22 protein-coding genes are annotated in these 24,145 nt (G+C 66.7%); 10 read left to right on the forward strand and 12 right to left on the reverse strand.

The window, feature by feature from the left end:
• Window position 1: 1 nt before the first annotated feature.
• The 8 genes from ON22_RS24055 (at window position 2) to ON22_RS24090 (ending at window position 6,096) form a co-directional block, all read left to right on the forward strand.
• Window positions 2-1,243 carry a saccharopine dehydrogenase family protein gene (locus tag ON22_RS24055; protein ID WP_033246327.1) on the forward strand — a complete coding sequence of 414 codons (1,242 nt, stop codon included), beginning with the start codon at window positions 2-4 and terminating at the stop codon, window positions 1,241-1,243.
• Window positions 1,240-1,926 carry a methyltransferase domain-containing protein gene (locus ON22_RS24060; RefSeq protein WP_051158019.1) on the forward strand — a complete coding sequence of 229 codons (687 nt, stop codon included), beginning with the start codon at window positions 1,240-1,242 and terminating at the stop codon, window positions 1,924-1,926. The genes ON22_RS24055 and ON22_RS24060 overlap by 4 nt, the downstream gene beginning before the upstream one ends.
• A gap of 155 nt (window positions 1,927-2,081) precedes the next feature.
• Entirely contained in the window at window positions 2,082-2,486 is a 405-nt protein-coding gene (locus tag ON22_RS24065) for a hypothetical protein (RefSeq protein WP_033246328.1), read from the forward strand.
• Window positions 2,479-3,054, forward strand: a complete 576-nt coding sequence (locus ON22_RS24070; RefSeq protein ID WP_033246329.1) for a hypothetical protein — start codon at window positions 2,479-2,481, stop codon at window positions 3,052-3,054. The genes ON22_RS24065 and ON22_RS24070 overlap by 8 nt, the downstream gene beginning before the upstream one ends.
• Window positions 3,051-3,791 (forward strand): ESX secretion-associated protein EspG, encoded by a 741-nt coding sequence (locus tag ON22_RS24075; RefSeq protein WP_033246330.1) that lies wholly within the window; start codon window positions 3,051-3,053, stop codon window positions 3,789-3,791. Before ON22_RS24070 ends, ON22_RS24075 begins: the two co-directional genes overlap by 4 nt.
• Window positions 3,792-3,801: 10 nt before the next feature.
• A complete protein-coding gene (locus ON22_RS24080; protein ID WP_033246331.1) occupies window positions 3,802-4,647 on the forward strand; it encodes a polyphosphate kinase 2 family protein in 846 nt (281 codons plus the stop codon).
• Between the two features lie 142 nt (window positions 4,648-4,789).
• On the forward strand, window positions 4,790-5,533 hold the full coding sequence (locus ON22_RS24085; protein ID WP_033246332.1) for a DsbA family protein: 744 nt from the start codon (window positions 4,790-4,792) through the stop codon (window positions 5,531-5,533).
• Window positions 5,530-6,096: a vitamin K epoxide reductase family protein gene (locus ON22_RS24090; RefSeq protein ID WP_174375628.1), complete on the forward strand. Its 567-nt coding sequence runs from the start codon at window positions 5,530-5,532 to the stop codon at window positions 6,094-6,096. The genes ON22_RS24085 and ON22_RS24090 overlap by 4 nt, the downstream gene beginning before the upstream one ends.
• Window positions 6,097-6,121: 25 nt before the next feature.
• Here the strand turns inward: ON22_RS24090 and ON22_RS24095 are convergent, their stop codons facing one another.
• From ON22_RS24095 to aceA, 5 genes are all read right to left on the reverse strand, one after another.
• Window positions 6,122-7,237, reverse strand: a complete 1,116-nt coding sequence (locus ON22_RS24095) for a S1C family serine protease (protein ID WP_033246333.1) — start codon at window positions 7,235-7,237, stop codon at window positions 6,122-6,124.
• 708 nt (window positions 7,238-7,945) lie between these two features.
• On the reverse strand, window positions 7,946-8,998 hold the full coding sequence (locus ON22_RS24100) for an NAD(P)-dependent alcohol dehydrogenase (RefSeq protein WP_033246334.1): 1,053 nt from the start codon (window positions 8,996-8,998) through the stop codon (window positions 7,946-7,948).
• A gap of 193 nt (window positions 8,999-9,191) precedes the next feature.
• The gene (gene metE, locus ON22_RS24105) at window positions 9,192-11,501 is read right to left on the reverse strand and encodes a 5-methyltetrahydropteroyltriglutamate--homocysteine S-methyltransferase (protein WP_033246335.1); all 2,310 of its coding nucleotides are present in this window, start codon (window positions 11,499-11,501) and stop codon (window positions 9,192-9,194) included.
• 404 nt (window positions 11,502-11,905) lie between these two features.
• Window positions 11,906-12,769 (reverse strand): 3-hydroxybutyryl-CoA dehydrogenase, encoded by an 864-nt coding sequence (locus tag ON22_RS24110; RefSeq protein ID WP_043740575.1) that lies wholly within the window; start codon window positions 12,767-12,769, stop codon window positions 11,906-11,908.
• Window positions 12,770-13,225: 456 nt separating this feature from the next.
• Window positions 13,226-14,515 carry an isocitrate lyase gene (gene aceA, locus ON22_RS24115; protein WP_033246336.1) on the reverse strand — a complete coding sequence of 430 codons (1,290 nt, stop codon included), beginning with the start codon at window positions 14,513-14,515 and terminating at the stop codon, window positions 13,226-13,228.
• Window positions 14,516-15,064: 549 nt separating this feature from the next.
• On the opposite strand from aceA, the gene ON22_RS24120 reads away from it, so the two are divergent.
• Window positions 15,065-16,066, forward strand: a complete 1,002-nt coding sequence (locus ON22_RS24120; protein ID WP_033246635.1) for an XdhC family protein — start codon at window positions 15,065-15,067, stop codon at window positions 16,064-16,066.
• Between the two features lie 94 nt (window positions 16,067-16,160).
• Window positions 16,161-17,123 carry a hexose kinase gene (locus ON22_RS24125; protein ID WP_231508720.1) on the forward strand — a complete coding sequence of 321 codons (963 nt, stop codon included), beginning with the start codon at window positions 16,161-16,163 and terminating at the stop codon, window positions 17,121-17,123.
• Window positions 17,124-17,163: 40 nt separating this feature from the next.
• Here ON22_RS24125 and ramB read toward each other — a convergent pair whose 3' ends face one another.
• The 7 genes from ramB to ON22_RS24160 form a co-directional block, all read right to left on the reverse strand.
• On the reverse strand, window positions 17,164-18,570 hold the full coding sequence (gene ramB / locus ON22_RS24130) for an acetate metabolism transcriptional regulator RamB (protein WP_033246337.1): 1,407 nt from the start codon (window positions 18,568-18,570) through the stop codon (window positions 17,164-17,166).
• Window positions 18,571-18,640: 70 nt separating this feature from the next.
• Entirely contained in the window at window positions 18,641-18,922 is a 282-nt protein-coding gene (locus ON22_RS24135; RefSeq protein WP_306306618.1) for a DUF3349 domain-containing protein, read from the reverse strand.
• Entirely contained in the window at window positions 18,919-19,260 is a 342-nt protein-coding gene (locus tag ON22_RS24140; protein ID WP_051158020.1) for a DUF3349 domain-containing protein, read from the reverse strand. The genes ON22_RS24135 and ON22_RS24140 overlap by 4 nt, the downstream gene beginning before the upstream one ends.
• Entirely contained in the window at window positions 19,260-19,541 is a 282-nt protein-coding gene (locus ON22_RS24145; protein WP_033246338.1) for a hypothetical protein, read from the reverse strand. Before ON22_RS24145 ends, ON22_RS24140 begins: the two co-directional genes overlap by 1 nt.
• 1 nt (window position 19,542) lies before the next feature.
• Complete coding sequence (locus tag ON22_RS24150) at window positions 19,543-20,757, reverse strand: inorganic phosphate transporter (RefSeq protein WP_033246339.1); 1,215 nt, start codon at window positions 20,755-20,757, stop codon at window positions 19,543-19,545.
• Window positions 20,758-20,896: 139 nt separating this feature from the next.
• Entirely contained in the window at window positions 20,897-22,120 is a 1,224-nt protein-coding gene (locus ON22_RS24155; protein ID WP_231508722.1) for a multidrug effflux MFS transporter, read from the reverse strand.
• An 86-nt stretch (window positions 22,121-22,206) separates the two neighbouring features.
• Window positions 22,207-24,033 carry an acyl-CoA dehydrogenase gene (locus tag ON22_RS24160; protein WP_043740579.1) on the reverse strand — a complete coding sequence of 609 codons (1,827 nt, stop codon included), beginning with the start codon at window positions 24,031-24,033 and terminating at the stop codon, window positions 22,207-22,209.
• Window positions 24,034-24,145: the final 112 nt, after the last annotated feature.

The following is a 24,145-nucleotide window of genomic DNA, read 5'->3' on the forward strand; positions in this document are numbered from 1 at the left end:
CATGACCGATACACGTGAATTCGACCTGGTCGTTTTCGGCGCCACCGGCTTTGTCGGCAAACTGACCGCCCAGTACCTGCTGGGCGCTGCCCCCGCGACGGCGCGTATTGCGCTGGCGGGTCGCTCCGAACACAAGCTCGCGGCCGTTCGCGACGAGATCGGCGCGCACGAGTGGGGTTTGGTGGTCGCCGACAGTACAGACCAGGATTCGCTGGACGCGCTCGCCGCCCGGACGACCGCGGTGATCACCACGGTGGGCCCGTATCTGCGTTACGGAATGTCGTTGGTCGCCGCCTGCGCGAAAGCCGGCACGCATTACGCGGACCTGACCGGTGAACCGCTGTTCATCCGGGAAGCGATCGATTCGTATCACGAGGAGGCCGCCCGGACCGGCGCCAAGATCGTGAATTCCTGCGGCTACGATTCGGTGCCTTCGGATCTGAGTGTCTACCAGCTCTACCGGCGTACGGTCGCGGACAACACCGGCGAACTGGGCGATACGACGCTCATCGCCACCCTGCGCGGCGGGGTGAGCGGCGGCACGATCGATTCGGGGCGCGCGATGATGGAAGCCGTCGCCGCGGATAAGTCCAAGGGCGCGATCCTGAGCCATCCGTATTCCCTGAGCCCCGATAAATCCATGGATCCCGATGTCGGCCGGCAGTCCGATCTCGTCCTGGAACGGGCCCGCGAGATCGACCCGAGTCTGGACGGCTGGGTAGGCACGTTCGTCATGGCCGCCCACAACACGAAGATCGTGCGCCGCAGCAACGGCCTGCTCGGCTGGGTGTACGGCAAGAACTTCCGTTACCGCGAAACCATGGGCGCGGGTAATTCGCCGCTGGCACCCGTGGTCGCGGCCGGTATCTCCGGCGGCGTGGTGGCAGGTATGGCGGCCGGTGGCCTGCTGTCCCGGTTCCGAACCGGCCGTGCCCTGCTGGACCGGATCCTGCCCGCTCCCGGCACGGGCCCCGGTGAGCGGACCCGGGAGAACGGCTGGTTCCGGATGCGCACCTACACCCGCACCACCTCGGGCGCACGCTATCTCGCGACCTTCGCCGGCCAGGGTGACCCGGGGTACAAGGCGACCGCGGTCCTGCTCGGCGAGAGCGGGCTGGCGCTGGCGTTCGATCCGAAACCGGAGATCGCGGGCATCCTCACCCCGGCCGCCGCCATGGGCGATGTCCTGACCGAACGCCTGCGGGCCGCGGGAATGACCATCGACGTGGAGCCGCTGTCGTGAACCTCGCCCGGCGCACGATGAACGCCCCGGCGCTGGCGGCGGTGTACGAGCGGGCCTGGCGGCCCACGCTGTTCTACCTCGCCTCGGGTCGCAGCACCGGGGCCGATCGCCGCTTCGCGGTGGACTCGCTGCGGCTCGATACCGCCCGGCGCGTGCTGGATATCGCGTGCGGTCCGGGTAACTTCACGCGCCATCTCAGCGAACACGTTCCCCCGGACGGATATGTGACGGGTATCGATTACTCGCCGCCGATGCTGGCCCGAGCACTCGCCGACAATGCCGGGCCGCGAACGGGTTACGTGCGCGGTGACGCCCGGTACCTGCCGTTCGCGGACGGAACTTTCGATGCCGTCTGCTGTTTCGGCGCGCTGTACCTGATCCCCGACCCCCTGGTCGCGGCCCGGGAGATGATCCGGGTGCTGGCTCCGGGCGGCCGGCTGGCGGTCACCACCAGCTACCGGCCGGATAACGCGTTCGGCGAGTTGACCCGCCGCACCGCGGCAGTCAGCGGGTTGCGGATGTTCGGCGGACAGACCTTCCCCGAACTGTTCGCCGCAGCCGGGCTGACCGATATCGATCAGCAGGTACACCGGTTCCTGCAATATCTCACCGCGGTCAAACCCGCATCGGATACACCGCGGCACAACGGACGGTCCGCCACCTCGAACAGCGGGGTCGGATAAGCGACGACTGCGTCCGAACGCACAATTGTGCAAAGTCCCTGTCCGGTGCGCGATTTCACAGTGCGTTCCCCCGCCACGGCATGTTTCCGCGGGCAGTGTGGGCTACCCGTCGGTAGAGTCACGGGTCGTACCAACGGTCCGGAAGGGGGTTCCAGATGTCGCTCCCGGAACTGGGCCAGGGTGTGGCCCGCCGGTTGTACGCCGCGGCGACGGCCGAGGGCACGGATTCCTTCACCCTCACCGAGGATGTCGCCGTGCGCCTCGCGGCCGCCTGTGATGCGCTCGTCGCGGACCTGGAAGCAGCCCGGGCCGGCGGCCGGCAGCTCGCCGCGGCATCGGGTACCGCCGGTTTCCCCGATCTGCCCACCGGGCACGCTCTCGCCGCCGGTTTCGCCGGTAAGGCCGTCGAATATCTGGACACGCTCACCGCATTGCAGGAAACCGCCCTCCGGTTCAAAGCGGCCTATCTGGCTGCCGGGGGCCGGCTCGCCGAGGCCGACCACGCGAACCGGGCCGCGCTCGCCGTCGCCGCGCAGGCGGAAGGGGACGGAAATGACTGAATTCGCCGAACTGGATCCGCCTTTCGCGCCGGAACGCGAATGCTTCGGCAGCTTCACCCACCAGGAGATCTGGGACCGGGTCCACGAGGTACTCGACCCCGCCGCCCTGGGGGCGTCGGCAGCGGCCTGGAAATCGAACGCCGACGCCGTGGCCGCTGCCTTCGCGACCTTCGCCGATACCGCGCGCCGGGAATTCGGCGGCTGGTCCGGGCATACCGCGACCGCCGCCTGGCAGGCCACCCAGGATTTCATCCGCACCGGCGAGGCGGCCCACGATGTCTGCCGGGCGCTGCAGCGGATCATGACTGGCAATTCCGATGCGGCGCAAACATTGCGGGCCGCTCTGGTCGCCCCGCAACCGTACCGCCCGCTCGACGACCCGGCGGCCGAAGCCGTCCACGGCGGCCGGCGCCGGATGGACCACGATATCGCCTCGGCTGCCGCGACCGCCGACGCGCAGGATGCGATGACCACGATCTACCTCCCCACACTCCCGGCTTCCGGGGATCGGGTGCCCAGGTTCCCCGATACGTCCACCGGCGCCGACCGTGGGAGCCCACACCGGTGAAATGGATATTCACCCCCGACGAATTCACTTATGTCTGGGCCGCCGAGACGGGCCTGGACCGCCGGCCGTACCCGGTGAATCTGGCGCCGGCCAGTGTGGTCCGCACCGAATCCGAACTGGCCGCCCTGCGATTACCTCAGCGGTTCGCCAGACAGGCCGACCCCGATCTGGCAGCCGCGCTCATGCTCTGCGCCCGCCCGGACGCCACCGCCGTCACCCTCTCCGGAGAACGCTCGGTGCTCCCCCGTAACGGCGAATCGCCGGAAACCGAGCAGATTCTCGGCTTCGCCGCCGTGATAGAGCACCACGCCGCCGTCCTACACGCCACCACCACCAGGGTCACCGTGCAGATGTGCCACGCACACGATCTCGGGGACCGGCTGGTCGCGCTGATCGGTTCGGCCCGCCGCGGCACCCACGGACCACTGTGCGAACCACAGGATGCAGTACTCACCGATGCGCCGATTCCCGGTTGCCGCGCGGCCGGTGATGCCGCGCTGTTCCGGAAAACACTGCGCGAACCGGTGGATTCCCGCGGTTTCATCACCGTCACCGTCGCCCCGGACGATCCGATGTCGCCGCCCACCCGGCATCGCAGCTGGCTGGATATCCGCGGGGACGGACGCTATCTGCTGACCACCGCCGACGTCCTGCTCCTGGACCCGGTGGGCGATACCGAATTCGCCGGCAAACTGCTCGGTCTGGCCGGGATCCGCACCAGAGCGCCCCGCCTGTGATACTGCTCCGATGGCCGAGTACTGGAACGAACCCGCGAGTCGGGCACTGCGCGCCGACGGCCTGCGGATCGCCGACCTCGACACCTCCGCCCGTCCCGGTTTCCGGGGCGATAAGCAGGCGGGTAAACGGCTGCTCACCGAACGCGGCCGGGTACTGGCCGGGGAACAGGAGAAGCTCTACGCCAACGGGCGCTCCGGTGACCGTCGCAGCGTATTGCTGGTCCTGCAGGGTATGGATACTGCCGGCAAAGGCGGCATCGTCCGCCACGTGATCGGTTCGGTGGACCCGCAGGGTGTGGACCACGCCGCCTTCGGGGTGCCCACCGAGGAGGAGAAACAACACCACTTCCTGTGGCGGATCCGGCGCGCCCTGCCCCGCGGTGGGCAGCTCGGGGTGTTCGACCGATCGCACTACGAGGACGTTCTGGTCGCCCGGGTGCACGGACTGGTCCCCGAGGAGGTCTGGCAGGGACGCTACGCGGAGATCAACCGGTTCGAACAGGAACTGGTCGACAGCGGTACGACGCTGGTGAAGGTCGCGCTGTTCGTCTCCCTGGACGAACAGAAGGCCAGGCTGCGGCAGCGCCTGCAGCGACCGGAAAAATACTGGAAGTTCAGCCCCGGCGATATCGACGAACGTGGCTACTGGCCCGCCTACCAGGAGGCCTACCAGGCGATACTGGACCGCACCGGCACCGAGCACGCGCCCTGGTACGTGGTACCGGCCGATGCGAAATGGTACGCCCGGCTGGCCGTCACCGAACTGCTGATCGCAGCCCTGCGCGGTCTCGACCTGAACTGGCCGGCGGCCACGTTCGACCCGGCGGCCGAATTACGGCGCCTCGAGCGGGCGTGACCGGCCCGTACGCGGCGGGTTGTGGAAACTCTCAGCAAGCCGGGCAATGATGGGGGGGCGGCGCGCCGGATATCCCGGCCGCCCCCGCCGGGCCTACCACCGGGTGGGGCATCCAGGTAGCGAAAGGCGTGGTGAACGCACGGTGAGCAAGAAACCCGGGCGGCCGAATCCGCTGGCGGCGGCCCAGCGCGCGGAACGCAAGCGCAAGATCGCGATACAGGTGGGCGTCACCGCGGTCCTGGTGGCGCTGGTTGCCGCGATCGGGATCGGGCTGGCCGTGCGCAACTCCGGTTCCGACTACGAAGGGGCGGTACCGGCAGCGGCCACCGATAACGGCGCCATCCGGATCGGGCAGCCAGAAGCTCCCGCGACGGTGCGTATCGTCGCCGATATGCAGTGCCCGGTCTGCCAGCTGTTCGAAGCCGATCACGGCGAGCTGCTGCGCCAGTCCGTCGCCGACGGCAGTGCGCAGATCGAATACAACATCGTCGGCTTCCTGGACCAGATGTCGAGCACCAACTACTCCACCCGGGCCGCGAACGCGTCTTATTGCGTAGCCGACAGCGGCACCGACAAGTACCAGGACTGGCTGGAAGTGATGTTCCAGAAGCAGCCCCCCGAGCGCGGTGCCGGTCTGACGGATGAGGAACTGATCTCCATAGCTCATGAGGTCGGCTACACCGACCCGGCGGTGGACAAGTGCATCGCCGACGGAACCTATGAAGGTTACGTCGCTGCGATGTCGGATGAAGCACTGTCCGAAGGGATCGACGGAACACCGACTGTGTTCGTCAACGGTGAGCAGGTAGATCTGCGGTTCAACCAGCAGCAGCGTTTCGATACCGCGCCCTTGGCCGACGCTATCCAGGCGGCTGCGGGCCGGTGATCACGACCTCGCCGCGGGCCGCCTGGATCATGCTCCTGACCGGCCTGGCCGGCTGGGTGGCGTCGCTGGTCCTGCTGGTCGAAGATTTCAAACTGCTCAGCGAGCCCGGGTACGTACCGTCGTGCAGCCTCAATCCGGTGCTGTCCTGCGGGTCGGTGATGGTCACCGATCAGGCGCAGGTTCTGGGGTTCCCGAACCCGATCATCGGCGTGGTCGGGTTCTCGGTGGCCGTCACGCTGGCGGTGCTCTCGGTCGCGGGAGTCGGCCTGCCCCGCTGGGTCTGGGCGGGGCTGTGGCTGGGTACGGCGGCGGGCACACTGTTCATCTGCTGGCTCGTCTTCCAGAGCCTGTACCGGATCAACGCGCTGTGCCCGTACTGCATGGTTGTCTGGGCGATCATCACCCCGCTGCTCGCGGTGCTCACCGGACAGCTGTGGGGTAACGACCGCGGGGCCCTGCGGGTGGTCGCGGAATGGCGCTGGACCTTCGTGGCGGTGTTCTACGCGCTGGTGCTGGTGCTGGTGTTCCTGCGCTTCCAGGACTACTGGCTGTCGCTGTTCTGATTGCCGGGCGGCCGCGGACGGGGCTCTATCCGGGCGCCAACCGCACCGAGACGACCCGCTTGTCACCGTCGGTTTCCAGTACCCCCAGCCGCACCACGTCGGCCGGCCGGCGGGTATCGATGGCCGTGCGCAGGGCACGGGCGCTGGTGACCGCCCGGCCGTCGATCGAGGTCACGATCTCGCCGCTGGCCAGCCCTGCGCTCTGGCCGGGTAGTCCCGGGATGGCCATATCGATGCGCGCACCGCGCGGGCTCGCATCGGAGATCACCACACCGAGGGTCGCGGCGGGGCCGATATGCACCGATTCGGTGGACGTTCCCGACCGGATCTGGCGTACGACCCGCATGGCCGCATCGATCGGGACGGCGTACCCGTTCGGTGGATCGGCGGCATCTCCCGGCGGTGGGTCCTGTTCCCCGGAGGCCGCGGCGATCACGCCGACCACCGCACCGGTGTGATCGGCCAGCGCACCGCCCGATTGCCCGGAACTGACGGGCGCCTCGATTTCGAGCATTCCGGTGAGCGCCTGGCGCGAAAAATCCTGTTCGTTCACCGCCATGATCGTGCTGTCCAGATCACTGACCCGGCCCGGGACGGCGGTGGCGGCGCCGCTGCCACCGGCATTGCCGATCGCCACGACCTCGTCCTGGAGCCGAAGATCGGACGAGCTGCCGATCCGGGCGGCTGTCAGGCCTGCGGCTCCGGTGAGCGATAGCAACGCAATATCGGCGCGAGCGTCGTACCCGAGGACCTGGGCGTTGTACACCGCCCCGCCGGCGACCCGGCTGACCTGGACCGCTTTCGCGCCCTTCACCACATGATGGCTTGTCAGCACCTGGCCGTCGCCGGTGAGAACGATCCCCGATCCGGCCGCTGCCGCTCCGAACGCCCGGGTGGTGGCGGTGATGTTCACCAGAACAGGTGAGACGTCCCGGGTGACATCGTCGGCGTCCAACGGCGGCCGCGGCATCGGCCGCGCCGGAGCCACCGCCACCTCCGCTCCCGGCCGGGCGAGCCCGGGCAGCTCTCCCCGGTATCCCAGAAGAGCCCCGAGTGCCAGCACGACGGCGAGCACGGTGACGAGCACACGCCCGCCGCCACCCGGCTGCCCGGGACCGGTGCCCTGCCACTGGTCGTCCAACGAGCCTCCTGTGCTTATTTGCGCCGACTCCGTCGGCGCGGGTTTCGGCCCCCCTTGGTCCCTGCTGTCAGCGCTCGACACTCGCGGCTGCGCCGCATCGCATCGAGCACTGACAGCAGGGACGGGCCAAAACCTCTCAGGGCCTCGCTGAACTCGGCACCACCGTTGGTTACGTTCGGTTCGGGCGAAGCCATACCGTCAAGTGTCTCCCAAGTCGGCGGCGGCCGGGAGGATTTATTCGGTCGAGCCGCCCGGCGACCTGCAGGTGGAGAAGTTATCCACAGGCTTCCCCAGTTATCCACAGGGTGCGTGACACCTGGGCACAACCTGCCGCCTGACCTGTGGATTCGTTATCGCGACGCCGGTCACGGTCACGGCCGCGTCACAACGGTGCCCGGCCGAGCGCGGCGACGAGTGCGAAAACAACCCGCTGACAGGTCGTTTTCCGGTACGGAAAACGAAAAAAGCCGGAGCGGAAATCGCACCCCGGCTGTTATCCATCGGTCACCGAATCAATAGATTCGCGGTATCGATCATCGAATGCCCTCGGAAATCCATCCACAACTACCCCCGGCCATCCACAAGCCCGCCGGAGTTTTCCACAGGCTTCTCCACATGCGGAAAAGGGCCTCCGCGAGCGGCACAGTTTGTTCGACAGTGATCGATCCAGGCGGCCCGGGCCCGGCCGAATTCACTCCGGGCAGGGGATCATATGGTCGCGGTATCGATCACGAACCGGTACCGCACATCGCTGGCCACAACCCGCTCATAGGCACCGTCGATCTCATCCGCGGAAATAACCTCGATTTCCGCACCGATTCCGTGCGCGGCGCAGAAATTCAGCATTTCCTGTGTTTGCGCGATACCGCCGATCATCGACCCCGACAGCGACCGCCGCCGCCCGGCCAGCACCTTCGGCTGCACCGCCAGTGGCTGCTCCGGCAGCCCCAGCACGACGAGCGTGCCGTCCAGGCGCAGCAGTTTCATATAGTCGTTGATCGGCAGATCGGCGGAAACGGTGTTGATGATCAGGTCGAAGTGGCTGCGCAGTTCCCGGAAGATCTGTTTATCGCTGGTGGCGTAGTAGTGCTGGGCGCCGAATCGTTTCCCGTCTTCCTGTTTGCTCAGGGAATGGCTGAGAACCGTCACCTCGGCACCGAGGGCCGCGGCAATCTTCACGGCCATATGCCCGAGGCCGCCCATTCCGATAACCGCGACCCGCTTACCCGGCCGGGCACCCCAATGCCGCAGCGGCGAATACACGGTGATCCCGGCGCACAGCAGCGGCGCGGCCACCGACAGGTCGATCCCCTCCGGAATTCCGAGCACGAAGTTCTCGGTCACCACGATCTGGGTGGCGTAGCCGCCCAGGGTGTGCCCGCCGGGCTGCACCTCTTCGGAGACGCGGCTGTTGTAGGTCATCACGGCACCGCGCAGGCAGTACTGTTCCTCCTCCTGGAGGCACGGTTCGCACACCCCGCAGGAATCGACCATACAACCGACACCCACCCGGTCACCGACCTGATGACGGCTCACCGCCGAACCGACCGCCGCCACCGTACCGGCGATTTCGTGCCCCGGAACGCACGGATATCCGGCTCCGCCCCATTCGTTGCGCGCGGTGTGGATATCGGAATGACAGATCCCGGCATAAGCGATATCGATCAGCACATCGTGCGGACCGAGTGCCCGGCGCTCGATGGTGACCTTCTCGAACGCGGCATCGGGGCCGGCCATGGCATACGCGGCAACACTACTCATGAGTCCATGCCTACAGTATTTTTGGCGCGCCGGCGCGCGCGGGGTTTTGGCCCCCTTGGCGTGGTACCACCGTTGGTTGCGTTGGGTTTCGGGTGGGCCCCTCCGTGGCTGTTATCTGAAGGGCTCACAGGCCTGCGCACGCCGCAACCATTGCCCGTCGCAATACGACCCCCATGCGGCGGCGGGCAGCTTGCTACTGCCCGGTTTCCCGTAACCGGCGCCGGACGCGACGGGCGGCGGCGACCATATTGCGCAGGGCCGGATCGAGCTGCCAATGGTGGCGGGTTTTCAGGCCACCGTCCGGGTTCGCCCACAGACGCTCGGGGCCGACGGCGGCTGCCGCGGCGGTGAGCAGTTCGTCCAGTTCGTCGATATCGGGGATCCGGGCCGAGCGGCTCTCGTACACACCCGGGCCGACGCCGTGGCTGAGACCGTGCCCGGAGGCGTAGTCCTCCTCCAGCGCCTTGAGCACCCATTCGATGGACCGTGTGGCGACAATCGCGGTGACATCGGCGTCGAGCTGGTCGATGGCCTCCACGATCTCGGTGCGGCCCGAGTACGGGATATGAGTGTGGATCTGGGTGTCCGGCCGCACCCCCGAGGTCGCCAGCCGGAACGCCCCGATCGCCCAGCGCAGATATTCGGTGCGGCCCTCGGGCCGGGCCGGCCACAGTTCGCGCAGGGCGGGCTCGTCGACCTGGATGATGCCGATACCGGCGCGTTCCAGATCCACCACCTCATCGCGGATGGCGAGCGCCACCTGGTCGGCGGTCTCGTAGAGCGGCTGGTCCTGCCTGACGAAGGAACGCGCCACCATGGTGACCGGGCCGGTGACCATACCCTTGACCGGTTTTTCGGTGAGCGATTGAGCATAGGTGGTCCACTCCACCGACATCGGGGCCGGCCGGGACACATCGCCGTAGATGATCGGCGGCCGCACGCAGCGCGAACCGTACACCTGCACCCAGCCGAAATGCGTGGTCGCGAAACCGTCCAGCAGTTCGGCGAAGTACTGGATCATATCGTTGCGTTCGTGCTCGCCGTGAACGAGCACATCGAGGCCGATATCTTCTTGCAGCGCGATGGTCGCGGCGATCTCCGATTCGATTTTCTTGCGGTATTCGTCGTAGGAGATCCGCCCCTCGCCCAGCTGGTGGCGAGCCTGTCGAGCTTCAGCGCTCTGCGGGTACGAACCCAAGGTGGTGGCGGGCACCGGCGGTAATTGCAGCTTCTCCTGCTGCGCGGCCCGGCGCACCGAATAGGGTTCGCGTTCGCGCATCTGCGGAGTGATCGCATACACCCGCTGACGCACCGCATGCTTCTGTTTGAAATGCACTTCGCCGGGGCGTTTACGCCATTTGTCGGACGGACCCTCGGTGAGCGCTTTCGCCAGCGAAACGACCTCGCCGACCTTCTGCTTCGCGAAAGCGAGCCGGTCGGCCACATTCCCGGCGATATCGTATTCGGCGAGCACGTCGTAGGGCACGTGCAGCAGCGTCGTCCCGGTGGAGACCACCAGGTCCGGGCACACCTCGGCGAGCTCGTTGAGGTATTCCAGGGTGACGTAGCGGTCGGCCCGCCACACATTCGTCCCGCTGATCACGCCCGCGTACAGCCGTTTCCGCCGGATACCGGGGATGGCGGCCAGCACCTCGGGACGGATCCGGTAGGAGGCCAGATCGAGGCCGATCGCCTCCACTCCGGAGGCGGCGAGAATGGTCAGCGCCTCACCGAAATCACCGTACTGTCCGGTGACCAGGATCCGCGGCCGCAACGGGGCCTTCGACAGCCGTTCGTAGGCGCGTTCGAACGCGGCGAGTTCGGCCGGCGAACGCTCGGCGGTGAAACACGGTTCGTCGAGTTGAATGCACGTGGAACCGCGCTGCGCCAGGATCGCGAAGAGTTCCTCGTACACCGGCAGCAGTTTGTCCAGCAGTTCGATGGTGTCGAAACCCGCGGATTCGCCGGGCACACTACCGGCCTTGGACAGCAGCAGCAGCGATACCGGCCCCAGCACCACCGGGCGCAGCTCGATATCGGCCGCCATCGCCCGATCCCATTCGTCGAGCAATGCCTCGGGATGCAGCGAGAATTCGGTATCGGCATCGAGTTCGGGCTGGCGGTAGTGATAATTCGTACCGAAGAAACGCACCAGTTCCAGCGGCGGCAGATCCGGGCGGCCCCGCGCCATCAGGAAATAGAAATCCAGCGGGTCCATATCGTTGCGGTATTCGGCGAACCGGGAAGGTACCGCACCGAACAGCAGCGCGTTGTCGAGCACATGATCGTAGAAGGAAAAGGTGTTACCGGGAACCTGGGTGAGCCCGGTGGCCGCCAGTTCGTGGAACTGCTGCTCTTGGATATCGCGCGCGACCGCACGCAACTCCTGTTGAGTGATCGCCTTCCGCCAGTACGCCTCGAGCGCTCGTTTCAACTCACGATGCGGACCGATCCGGGGGTATCCGAGCACACTCGACCCGTACCCCTCGCTGACGTTGACCATTGCCGACCTCCGTGTCATTTGGGGCCATTACCACCGACGGTACGACCTTGCCCCTGCCCTACCCCGAATCGAAGCTGCCGTTTCCGGCACCATGAACTGCCTACCCCGAACCACCCACATAACCCCCGACCGCCACACCTATCGAGTTCGCCGTTCAAACGTGCCCCGGACTCCACCGACCCGAGAACCAAACGCCGAACGATCCCCTCGCCAACACCGAACCCAACGCAACCACGACGGCGCCGAGTCTTACGAGGCCCTGAAAGGTTTCGGCCCGTCCCTGCTGTCAGTGCTCGATGCGATGCGGCGCAGCCGCGAGTGTCGAGTGCTGACAGCAGGGACCAAGGGGGGCCGAAACCCGCGGCGCCGAAGGCGCCGCAAATAAACACAGCGGCGCCAATATTTCAGTACTGGTAGAAGCCGGCGCCTGTCTTTTTGCCGAGCAGGCCGGCCTCCACCATGCGCATCAGCAGCGGCGGAGCCGAGTAGAGCGGTTCCTTGAATTCCCCGTACATCGAATCGGCGATGGATTTGACCGTATCGAGTCCGACGAGGTCGGTGAGCGCCAGCGGACCCATCGGATGGGCGCAACCGAGGACCATCGCCTTGTCGACGTCTTCCTTGGTGGCGAACCCGGACTCGACCATCCGGATGGCGGACAGCAGGTAGGGCACCAGCAGGGCGTTGACCACGAAACCGGAACGGTCGGAGGAACGCACGACCTCTTTGCCGAGGATTTCGGCGGCGAATTTCTCGGCGCGCTCGGAGACGGCGGCGCTGGTTTTCAGGGTGGTCACCAGCTCGACCAGCGGGAGCACGGGTACCGGGTTGAAGAAGTGCATACCGACGACCCGCTCGGGAGTGTTGGTCGCGACGGCGATCTTCATGATCGGAATGGAGGAGGTGTTGGAGGCGAGCACCGCATTCGGGTCGGTGACCACCTTGTCCAGTTCGGCGAAGATCGAGGTCTTGACTTTCTCGTCTTCCAGAACTGCTTCCACCACCAGCTGGCGGTCGGCGAAATCACCCAGGTCGGAGGTGAACCGCAGCCGCCAGGCCGTCTGCTCACGCTCACGTTCGGTGATCTTGCCGCTGCTCACGCCGCGGTCGAGCGACCGCAGGATGCGCGAACGGCCGGCGGCGGCGAGCTCACGGGTCTGCTCGTACACCAGCACATCGACATGCGCGCGGGCGCACACCTCCGCAATGCCGGCGCCCATCTGTCCGGCGCCGATGACACCGACGCGCTGAATCTTCTCGCTCACAATCCCGCTCCTGTATCTTTGGCGCCGCCTTCGGCGGCGCGGGGTTCGGGGCCCTGTGCCTATTTGCGCCGCCTCCGGCGTCGCGGGTTCGGGCCCCCTTGGTCTCGTTCTTCACTCCTCCGCTCCTCCGCTTCGCTCCCCCGCTCCGTCGCTCCAGAACGAGACGGGCCCGAACCATTGAGGTTGGTCGTACGGAATGGATGCTGGCGGAGTGCGTCGGTGACAAGAGGGTGTGCCGGGTTTGTTCGGGGTGAGTCCTGTGTTGTGTTTCCTGATCCACCGTAGAGGCACCGAAGCCCCCTCGCCGGGCTGTTGCGAGGGGGCGGCGGGTACACCCCTACCGAGGTAGTGGTTGCCGGTATCCGTCACGGATACCACGTCCGGCCCGGGCGAACCCGGAACCGGGCCGGTGGGGTTGTGGCTCTCGCGAGCGAAATCCACAACCCCGCGGCCGATGGCTCAGTGGAACTGGCCCTCTTCGGTCGAACCCTTCAGCGCCGCGGTGGAGGTGTTGGGGTCGACGGTGGTGGCGATGGTGTCGAAGTAGCCGGCACCGACCTCACGCTGGTGCTTGATGGCGGTGAAGCCACGCTCGGCGGCGGCCTTGAACTCGCGCTCCTGCAGGTCGACGAAGGCGGTCATACCCTCGCGGGCGTAGCCGTAGGCCAGGTCGAACATGCCGTAGTTGAGCGAGTGGAAGCCGGCCAGGGTGATGAACTGGAACTTGAAGCCCATGGCGCCCAGCTCACGCTGGAACTTCGCGATGGTGGAATCGTCCAGGTGCGCCTTCCAGTTGAAGGACGGCGAGCAGTTGTAGGCCAGCAACTGGTCCGGGAACTCGCTGCGGACGGACTCGGCGAACTTCCGCGCGACCTCGAGGTCCGGCACGCCGGTTTCCATCCAGATGAGGTCGGCGTAGGGGGCGTAGGCCTTGGCACGGGCGATGCAGGGCTCGATGCCGTTCTTCACGCCGAAGAAGCCTTCGGCGGTGCGGGTGCCGTCGAGGAACTCGCGGTCACGCTCGTCGACATCCGAGGTGATCAGGGTGGCGGCCTCGGCGTCGGTGCGGGCGATGATCACCGAGGGCACCTGGGCGACGTCGGCGGCCAGCCGCGCGGAGGTCAGGGTGCGGATGTGCTGCTGGGTGGGGATCAGCACCTTGCCACCGAGGTGGCCGCACTTCTTCTCCGAGGCCAGCTGGTCTTCCCAGTGCACACCGGCGGCGCCGGCGGCGATCATGGCCTTCTGCAGTTCGTAGGCGTTGAGCGCGCCACCGAAGCCGGCTTCGGCGTCGGCGACGATCGGGGCCAGCCAGTTCGCGACGGAGGTGTCGCCTTCGACCGCGGCGATCTCGTCGGCGCGCAGCAGCGCATTGTTGATGCGGCGGACCACGTTGGGCACGGAGTTGGCCGGGTAGAGGCTCTGGTCCGGGTAGGTGTGCCCGGAGAGGTTCGCGTCACCGGCGACCTGCCAGCCCGACAGGTAGATGGCCTTGAGACCGGCGCGGACCTGCTGCACCGCCTGGTTACCGGTGAGGGCGCCCAGGGAGTTGATGTAGTCCTCGTTGTTCACCAGGTCCCAGAGGATCTCGGAGCCACGCCGCGCGAGGGTGTGCTCTTCGACGACGGTGCCCTGCAGCTTCGACACCTGCTCGGCGGTGTAGTTGCGGGTGACGCCCTTCCAGCGGGGGTTGGTGTCCCAATCCTTCTGGATTTCCTCAGGGGTCTTCGGGGTGCCGGTGGTCGACATCTTCGACTCCACTTCCTTGGTCGGTCGGTCCGTCGGGCCGCGTCGACGATGCGTTTCCGCACCGCACTGCTGGATCGACGATTTGCAGGCTTGCAATGCCCAGCGGGGGTACTTGCACACCATGGCACACGATCAAAACGTCGTCTACCTGTTGCTTCTGTGAATCTGAGCTAGGATCAGCCACAAGATTGTTAAGTCTGCAAAAGTAGCCAGCACATTGCCCCCGGGAAATCTACTGACCAGTAGCGCTGACATGGGATTTCAGCGTAACGCCCGTACTGTTAGCCGAAGCATCGATCCGGCCCCACCCCGACCGGCCCCGACATCCGCTGTGAGGACGTTCATAACTGAGGTCGCTCGCCGTCAGTTCCGGCGGAGTAGGCGCGTAAATTTTTGCCGCCCATTCATATGCCCGCCGGACGAGATTTTCGTAGCCGTGCCAAATTCTTACCGAACAACGCTAGGGTGTCCGTCACGTGCGCGGTCATCGGTGACAGGTGCCGATGGTGAGCGCCTGCCCTCCGCAGCACGGTGGGATCGGAGCTGTTGATGCGCGACATCGTCGACGACCTGCTGCAGGTGTGGCATTCGGGCCGGACCGGCGGGCTGGCCACCATCGTGCGCACGGGCGGGTACGTGGATATTCCGGTGGGAACGGCGATGCTGGTGGACCCGGACGGAATGATCTACGGATCCATGGCGTCCACCGGTATCGAGGACACCGTGTACGAGGCCACGGTTCAATCGGCCCGAACCGGTCAGCGCGCTTTACACCGGCTCACCGTGCCCGGCGCCGAATCGGCGGGCGACGGCGGGATCATCGATGTGTTCACCGAACCGTTCTCGCGCGGCCATTTCCCGGAATTTCCGGCCGTGGCCACCGAAATAGCCGAACATCGGCGGATAACGGTTTTCACCGTGGTCTGGAATCCGGAGCCCGGAATGATCGGGCAGCATCTGATCACCGATAAACGACACGCGACCGAGCTGGTATCGCTACCGCAGTCCGATATCTTCGTCGCGTCGTTCGCCCCGCCGCCGCTACTGGTGATCTTCGGCGCCAATACGACCACCGCAGCACTCGCCTCGCAGGCCCAGCTACTGGGCTACCGGGTGGCCATCTGCGACCCCCGTCCCGCATTCGCCGTACCGGAATCCTTCCCGGGCGCGGAGGTGGTCTGCGATTGGCCGCACCGGTATCTGAACGTGCTCGTCGCGGAGGGGGAAGTGGACGCTTCGACCGGAATAGTGCTGGCCACCCACGATCCGCAGTTCGAGATCCCACTGCTCACGGTGGCGCTGCGCCTACCGGAGATCGGCTATATCGGGGTGACAGGATCGGCGCTCACCTGCGCTCGCCGCCTCGACGAGCTACGTGCCAGCGGCTTCGACGAAGCGATGCTGGCGCGCTTGCACACACCGGCCGGTATGGATATCGGCGCCGCCACCGCCACCGAGACCGCACTAGCGGTGGCCGCGGAGATGGTGGCAGCCCGCAACGGCCGGCTGGGCCGCATCACCGTCGCATTCCCCGCGGAGGCGGCGATCTGATTCCGTACTCGTGCCGGAGCCGCGGCGCCCGGCCACCGACCTCATCCGCGCCCGCCGTCCGCCCGGATTTGCGGCGCGCCGACTCTCGTGGACAGTGGTTCTCGTGATCCTCACCGTGACAATGAATCCCGCATACGATGTGACCTACCGGGTCGAGAATTTCACCTGCGGCCGGACGCATCGGGTCCGGTCGGTGGAGCAGCGTCTCGGCGGCAAGGGCATCAACGTGACGCGGGTGCTGAATCAGCTGGGCCATTACGCCCGCGCCACCGGTTTCGCGGATCATGCGTTCGCTGCCGCGGCCGAAGCCGAGATGCCGGTGGATTTCGTGCACGCCCTGCCATGGGTGCGGCGCACCGTTGTGATCAGCGAATCCGATACCGGCACCGCGACCGCGCTGCGTGAACCGGGCGCCCGGGTCGCCAACCCGCATGCTTCCGAACAGCTCGAGGTGCGGGTTTCGGGCATGCTGCCGCATATCTCGGGGCTGGTGATCGCCGGATCGCTACCCGAAGGTATCGATCCGGGCCTGCCCGCCCGGATCGCCCAGGAGGCGCTGGAGGCCCGGGTTCCCACGGTATGCGACCTGGACGGGCCCGCGCTGCGGATGGCATCGCGGGTGCCCGGTGTGGTGCTGCTGCCGGGGCTCGCGGAGTTCGAGGAACTGACGAAATCGGGTGCCGAGACGACGGCCGCGCTGGTCGCCACGGCCCGGCCGCTGGTGGATCGCGGAGCGGGGGCGGTGATCATCACGCGCGGCCCGCTGGGCATGGTCGCGGTGACCGCCGACGGCGCCTGGGATGCCCACCTGACCGAACCGCTCACCGGAAATCCTACGGGCGCAGGCGATACCGTAGCGGCGGCGGTGATCGCCGCCCTGGCGAACGCGAACCCGCCCGAATGGCCGGCGATCCTGGTGGACGCGGTCGCCACTTCGGCGGCCTCCGTGGTCATACCGGTGGCCGGCGAAATCGACCGCCGCCTACGCGGTCACCTCACCCCCACCGTCGTCGTTTCCGAATTGGAAACGCCGAGTTCTGAATCGCCCCGGACCTGAACATCCGCCGGCAGGCGACTCGGTACGGCCCGTCGGCGGGTTATTTCAGCACATAGGGTGATACCGAGCTGCGGTGTTCGCTGATATCGAGGGTTTTGCCCAGCGGCGGGAAGGCGCGTTGCGGGCAGTTGGCGCGGTCGCATACCCGGCAGCCCGCCCCGATCGGAGTGGCATTGACCTCGCGTGTATCGATTCCGTCCGCGTACACCACGCGCGCGGCGTGGCGGATTTCGCAGCCCAGGCCGATGGCAAAGGTTTTACTCGGCTGCCCATAGCGGGTGGCGCGGCGTTCGACGGTGCGGGCCACCCACAGGTATTTGCGGCCGTCGGGCATCTGCGCGATCTGTGTCATGATCTTGCCGGGAAAGGTGAAGGCCTCGTACACATTCCACAGGGGGCAGGTGCCGCCGCTGGAGGAGAAGTGGAATCCGGTGGCGGACTGCCGTTTCGACATATTGCCGGCGCGGTCCACCCGTACGAACGAGAACGGCACACCGCGTAGTTCCGGTCGCTGCAGGGTGGAAAGCCGGTGGCAGATCGTCTCGTAGCTCTGGGTGAAGAACGCCGAGAGCCGTTCGATGTCGTAGCGGAAGTCCTCGGCGACCTCGTGGAAGTAGGTGTAGGGCAGTACGGTCGCGGCCGCGAAGTAGTTCGCCAGGCCCAGTAGTGCCAGCCGGCGGGCGTCCGGGCCGGAGAAATTTCCCTCGTCCACGAGTTTGTCCAGTAAGGGGCCGCATTCGAAGTAGGACAGTTCGGCGGCGAGTTTGAACAGGCGCTGCCCGCCCGAGAGATGCGGGGCGATTTCGAGCACCTGGTTCTCCGTGTCGTATCGGTGCAGTACCCCCTCGCCGAGGTCGATCCGTTCCATGATCCGCACGCCGTGGCTGCGCAGCACCTTGGGGATCTCGCTGTGCGCATCCCCACCGTGGAAGCGAATCCGGTTGGCCAGTTCCTCGGCGGCGGTATCGAGCTCATGAATATAGTTCTGCCGCTGGTAGAAGTAGTCGCGTACTTCCTCGTGCGGTTTGCTGATCGTGGCGCTGCCCGAACCGTCGGCGAACCGGTCCTCGGTGGCCGCGGCGAGCTGGGCGCTGGTGTTGCGGTAGCGGTTGTGCATATTCACCAGCGCGCGGGCCATGCTCGGATGGGCGGAGACCATTTCCGCGATTTCCCGGGCATCGGCTTCGATACCCAGTTCCTGGTCCATCACGACTTCCTGCAGTTCGGCGATGAGCCGGGTGTCGTCCTGCGGGGAGAAGAAGGTTGCCTCGACACCGAACACCTCGCTGATGCGCAGCAGTACCGGCACGGTGAGCGGACGGACATCGTGCTCGATCTGGTTCAGATAGCTCGCCGATATCTCCAGCTGCTGGGCCAGCGCCACCTGGCTCAGCCCGCGTTCGGTGCGCAGTTGCCGGAGCCGGGCGCCGACATAGGTCTTGGCCATATGTCCAGTTTAGAAGATGTTCGCAAGCTGCGATAGCAGGGTTAGCAACTTCGCGAGCGGGGCGCCGGGCTCATTCCGGCCAGCCCGGCGGATCCAGGCGGGACAGCACGCGCTGCACATCGGTATCGGACGGCATCTCATCGGTGACCTTGGTGATCATCACGCGGATATCGATACGGTCCATCCGGTGCGCGGGAGAATTCAACACCTCGGCCGCGATCTGCTCGACCTCCTCGTCGGTGAGCCGCCGCCGCAGCAGCGCGACCAGCGGAATGTAATCCGCCTCCGGCACCCCGTCCGGATACCCGCGCCGCAACCAATCGATCACGGCGTGCAGCATCCGGGGCATCATTGCGGCTCATCCCCCGGCGCCGGTGCGGCCAGCGGCCATCCGCCGGCGGCCAGATGCGAAGCCACCCGCGCGATATCCTCGTCACCGGCCTGTTCCTTGGCCACCCGCTGCACAGCCGCCTCGATATCGGCGTGCGTGATCTCCTGCCGCTCCACCCGGTCGCGCAGTACCTCCTCGGCCACCAGCAACACCTCGTATTCGGTGAGGTTGCGATGCAGTACCGCGAACAGCGCGACATAGTCGTTCTGCGGCACACCCTGCGGGTATCCGGCCCGCAACCAGCCCACGATCCGCGACAGCAGGCCCGGCCGCGGCGGCTGCGCCTCGCCGGTGGCCATCAGGACTCCCCGAACAGGTGGATACCGAGCCGGTCGGCGAGGAAGCCCTTGGCGACGAACAGCACCCCGGCGATCACCACTGTCAGCACGATCAGCAGGCAGAGACATGCACCGGCCGAAGCGGCCGGGTTACGCCGGACGGTCCCGTCGGGGCCGGTCACCTCGGCGCCCGACCACCAGCGCACCCCCAGGGCGAACAGCATGGGTACGGCGGCACCCAGGACCAGCGCTGCCACCGTGACGTCGAGCAGTGCCCGCAGTTGGGTCAGCAGATTGGACATCTCATGCCTCCTCACCGGCAGGGGTCCGGAACTCGGCCCGCGATTCGGACGCCACCGGTGCCGCGCCGGGCGAGGGCGTCGAGGGCGGTGCCGGATCGTTGACATTGTGGCTGGAGACCCGGTCCCGCAGCGAACGCCGGTACATCAGGCTCGCCAGGCCCGCCAGCAGCGCGAATACGATCAGTACCCCGGCGAGCCCGCCGATGTAATGCGCCAGTGCCCAGCAGATCGCGCCCACGATCCCGGCGGCCGGCAGGGTGAGCAGCCAGGCCACCGCCATCCGGCCCATCACGCCCCAGCGCACCTCGGCGCCGCGCCCCAGCCCGGTGCCCAGGATCGCGCCGGTGGTCGTCTGGGTGGTGGACAGCGGCAGCCCGAAATTCGCGGAGGTCAGGATGATCGCCGCCGAGGCCGATTCGGCCGAGAATCCCTGCGGGGATTCGATCTCCACCAGGCCTTTGCCCAGGGTGCGGATGATGCGCCAGCCGCCGAGGTAAGTGCCGGCGGCGATGGCGAACGCGCAGGCGGCTATCACCCAGATCGGGATCTCGGTATCGGCGGTGACCGTACCGTGCGCGACCAGCGCCAGGAAGATCACGCCCATGGTTTTCTGCGCGTCGTTGGTGCCGTGGGCCAGCGATACCAGTGACGCCGAGCCGATCTGTCCCCAGCGGAAACCGGTGGTCACCTTGCCGGGGTCCGCGCCGCGGGTGATCCGGTACACCGACCAGGTGCTGAGGGCCGACACCATTCCCGCGATCACCGGTGAGAGCAGGGCGGGCAGGATGATCTTGTAGAGCACACCGCCGTCCTCACCGGCCCAGACCACCCCGCTCCAGCCCAGTGATGCCAGGGTCGCGCCGATCAAACCGCCGAACAACGCGTGCGACGAACTGGACGGCAGGCCGAACAACCAGGTGAGCAGGTTCCACAGGATGCCGCCCACCAAACCGGCGTACACGATGATGAGCAGATCGTGCCCGGAAACCGCGTCGAGCCGGACGATCCCCTCGGCCACCGTCGCCGCCACCGCCACCGACAGGAAGGCACCGACGAGGTTGAGGACCGCGGACAAGGCCACGGCGATTTTGGGGCGCAGCGCCCCGGTGGCAATGGATGTCGCCATCGCATTGGCGGTGTCGTGGAATCCGTTGGTGAAGTCGAAAGCCAGCGCGGTGACAATGACGACAAGCAGGATCAGCAGCTCAACTGTCACATCAGGCATTGTGCACGCCGGATGGCGAAGCACCGGAAACCGGTACGGTGCCGTTGCCGAAGTGTTCGGATATCGGCTGGTGCCTCACCGGCCGTGGCCGGGCCGTGATGGTATCCCCGCCGGGAACCGGAAGCGCGGTTCATGCGTCGGCGAGGTGACGTTCGGGTTCGGGAACCGGGCCGGCGGTACGCGCCATCAGCCGGGCGACCATACCGAGTACGACGGCGACCAGGATGCACACCGCCATCGGGATGCCGGTGCCGGGCCCGGCCAGGCCGACGATCGGCGAGACCAGCGCGCCGAGACCGAACTGCAGCGCACCCATCAGAGCCGAGGCGCTACCGGCGGCGTGGCGGGCGCGGCCGATCGCCAGCGCACTGGCGGTACCCATGACCATCGGGGCGGAGACAACGGTCAGGAAGAGCACCGGCAGTACCACCGCGGCGGGTGCACCGGCGACCAGCAGTGCCAGCAGCGCGAGCCCGCCGACCAGGGTCACGGCCTGCCCGGTCCGCAGAATCGGCTCGGGCCCGAGCCTGCCGATCAGCCGGGAGCTCACCATCCCGACCGTCACCATTCCGGCCGCGTTGATCGCGAAGATCAGCGTGTACGCCCGGTTCGACATTCCGAGTACGTTCTCCACCACGAACGGTGAAGCCGAGATATAGGACATCAGCGCGGCGAACCCGAACGCGAACGTGAAGATATAGCCGAGGTAGCCGCGGTCGGCCGTCAGCTTGCCGATGGTCCGCAGCGTCCCGGCGAATCCGGCGGTGTGCCGGTTCTCCGGTGGCAGCGATTCCGGAACCACCAGCAGGGCGCCCAGGAACATCAGCGCGAAGATCACGCTCAAGGCCCAGAACTCGGCCTGCCAGCCGAAGGACACCAGGGCCCCGCCGATCAGCGGCGCGATCACCGGCGCGATGCCACCGATCGCCGAGAACAGGGTGAACAATTTGGCGGTGGCCGCGCCCTCGGTCCGGTCGGCACCGACCGCACGACCGATCACCAGGCCCGATGCGGCCGACAGCCCCTGGACGAACCGCATGGCGATCAGCAACCAGATATTGGGCGCCAGCGCGCACACCACGGTCACCACCACCGTGACCGCGGTCGCCAGCACCAGCGGCTTACGGCGGCCGAACCGGTCCGACAGCGGACCGATGAACAGCTGTCCCACGGCCAGGCCGATCAGGAACGTGGTCAGCGTGAGCTGGACATTCGCGGCACCGGTGTCCAGGTCGTCGGCCAGATCGGTGAAGGCCGGCAGGTAGATGTCGGTGGCGAACGGCGCCGCAGCCGACAGCAGCGCCAGAACCACCAGCAGCAGGCCGGAGACTCCGGGGCGGGTCGTTGTCGGCATATCGGCACACCTCCTACAGGTACTTACTTATGCGAACATAAGTTACCTGTCGGCCGACCCGCCGCCCGGTGCCTGTCGACCGGAGATCAGAAAGCGTCCTCCGGTAGCGCCATGATGTCGGTATCGAGGTTCTCGATCACCGTTTTGGTCGAGCTCAGCGTGGGCAGGACGTTCTTCGCGAAGAAGCTCGCCACCCCGACCTTGCCTGTATAGAACGGCCGGTCGCGGTCCTCGGCGGCGGCGGCCAGCGCGCCCGCGGCCACCTCCGCCTGCCACAGCAGCAACCACCCGATCAGCAGATCGCCCACCGCCAGCAGGAAGCGCACCGAGCCCAGGCCCACCTTGTACAGCTCCGCCGGCTCGGTCTGGGCTGCCATCGCGTACCCGCTCAACGCCGCGGCCATCCCCTGCACATCGCCCAGCGCGGTGCGCAACAGGTCGCGCTCGGCGGTCAACCGCCCGCCGGGCGCGTCCAGGAATTCGTTGATCTTGGTGAAGATCTGCCCGGCCGCGACCCCGTTGTCCCGGATGATCTTGCGGAAGAAGAAGTCCTGCGCCTGGATGGCGGTGGTGCCCTCGTACAGCGAGTCGATCTTGGCGTCGCGGATGTACTGCTCGATCGGGTAGTCCTGCAGATACCCGGAACCGCCCAGGGTCTGCAGCGATTCGGTGAGGTACTGGTAGGCCCGCTCGGAACCCACACCCTTCACGATCGGCAACAGGAAATCGTCCACCCGGTGCGCGGTATCGGCGTCGACACCCGAAACCAGTTCCGCGACATCGGCATCCTGGTGGACGGCGGTGTAGAGATACACCGCACGCAAACCTTCTGCGTACGCCTTCTGAGTGGCCAGGCTGCGCCGCACATCCGGATGGTGGGTGATGGGGACCCGCGGCGCGGCCTTATCCGACATCTGGGTGAGATCCGCGCCCTGGACACGCTGTTTGGCGTATTCCAGCGCGTTCAGATATCCGGTCGAGAGGGTGCCGCTCGATTTGACGCCCACCATCATGCGCGCGTTCTCGATCACCTTGAACATCTGGGCGATCCCGTTGTGGGTATCGCCGACCAGCCAGCCGACGGCCGGCTTTTCACCGCCGAAGGTGAGCTCACAGGTCGGCGACGATTTCAGGCCCATCTTGTGTTCGACATTGGTGACGTACACACCGTTACGTTCGCCCAGTTCCAAAGTCTGCGGATCGAATAGGTACTTCGGTACGTAGAACAGCGACAGGCCCTTGGTGCCGGGTCCGGCGCCCTCGGGCCGGGCCAGTACGAGATGGAAGACGTTCTCCGCGGTATCGCCCACATCGGCGCCGGAGATGAACCGTTTCACGCCCTCGATGTGCCAGGTGCCGTCGGGCTGTTCGATCGCCTTGGCCCGGCCCGCGCCGACATCGGATCCCGCGTCGGGTTCGGTGAGCACCATCGTGCCCTGCCAATGCCGTTCGAAACCGGCGGCCGCCCAATGCTTCTGCTGTTCGTTTCCGATCCCGTACAGCACCTGGGCCATGGCGGCACCCATATCGAAGAAGATCGCGGCGGGGTTGGCGCAGGTGATCATTTCGCTGACCGCCCAGATCAACGCGGCGGGTGCGGGCATCCCACCCATTTCCTCGGGTTTACCCAACCGGTTCCAGCCGGCCTCGCGGATCGCCAGGATCGTCCGGGTCAGCGGTTCACCGACGTCGATGGAATGGGTTTCCGGCCGGAATTCCACCGGCTCCCGATCTGCGGCGGCGAACGATTCCGCGACGGGCCCCTCGGCCAGCCGTTTCACTTCGGCCAGTATCTCGCGGGCGGTATCGGTATCGAGATCGCCGTACGCGCCGGCATCGAGAAGTTTGCCGAGTTCGAATACTTCGAACAGGTTGAATTCGATATCGCGCAGATTTGCCTGGTAGTGGCCCACCGGTCGTCCTCCTGGTCGATTCCCTGGCGGCCGGACGGACCGCTTGGTTACAGGCGTTTGGACATCGTACAAACCGCAGCCTGCCGGACCGCACAACGGCTACGCAACCGTA

It is taken from the genome of Nocardia carnea NBRC 14403 (assembly GCF_000308515.1).
In the GTDB taxonomy this organism is placed as follows: Bacteria; Actinomycetota; Actinomycetes; order Mycobacteriales; family Mycobacteriaceae; genus Nocardia; species Nocardia carnea.

What these genes read in the sequence shown, in the direction of transcription:
- ON22_RS24055 (WP_033246327.1), top strand. Translation starts at nt 2, where the DNA reads ATGACCGATACACGTGAATTCGACCTGGTCGTTTTCGGCGCCACCGGC.
- ON22_RS24065 (WP_033246328.1), top strand. Translation starts at nt 2,082, where the DNA reads ATGTCGCTCCCGGAACTGGGCCAGGGTGTGGCCCGCCGGTTGTACGCC.
- ON22_RS24070 (WP_033246329.1), top strand. Translation starts at nt 2,479, where the DNA reads ATGACTGAATTCGCCGAACTGGATCCGCCTTTCGCGCCGGAACGCGAA.
- ON22_RS24080 (WP_033246331.1), top strand. Translation starts at nt 3,802, where the DNA reads ATGGCCGAGTACTGGAACGAACCCGCGAGTCGGGCACTGCGCGCCGAC.
- ON22_RS24100 (WP_033246334.1), bottom strand. Translation starts at nt 8,998, where the DNA reads ATGAGTAGTGTTGCCGCGTATGCCATGGCCGGCCCCGATGCCGCGTTC.
- metE (WP_033246335.1), bottom strand. Translation starts at nt 11,501, where the DNA reads ATGGTCAACGTCAGCGAGGGGTACGGGTCGAGTGTGCTCGGATACCCC.
- aceA (WP_033246336.1), bottom strand. Translation starts at nt 14,515, where the DNA reads ATGTCGACCACCGGCACCCCGAAGACCCCTGAGGAAATCCAGAAGGAT.
- ON22_RS24120 (WP_033246635.1), top strand. Translation starts at nt 15,065, where the DNA reads ATGCGCGACATCGTCGACGACCTGCTGCAGGTGTGGCATTCGGGCCGG.
- ramB (WP_033246337.1), bottom strand. Translation starts at nt 18,570, where the DNA reads ATGGCCAAGACCTATGTCGGCGCCCGGCTCCGGCAACTGCGCACCGAA.
- ON22_RS24135 (WP_306306618.1), bottom strand. Translation starts at nt 18,922, where the DNA reads ATGATGCCCCGGATGCTGCACGCCGTGATCGATTGGTTGCGGCGCGGG.
- ON22_RS24140 (WP_051158020.1), bottom strand. Translation starts at nt 19,260, where the DNA reads ATGGCCACCGGCGAGGCGCAGCCGCCGCGGCCGGGCCTGCTGTCGCGG.
- ON22_RS24145 (WP_033246338.1), bottom strand. Translation starts at nt 19,541, where the DNA reads ATGTCCAATCTGCTGACCCAACTGCGGGCACTGCTCGACGTCACGGTG.
- ON22_RS24155 (WP_231508722.1), bottom strand. Translation starts at nt 22,120, where the DNA reads ATGCCGACAACGACCCGCCCCGGAGTCTCCGGCCTGCTGCTGGTGGTT.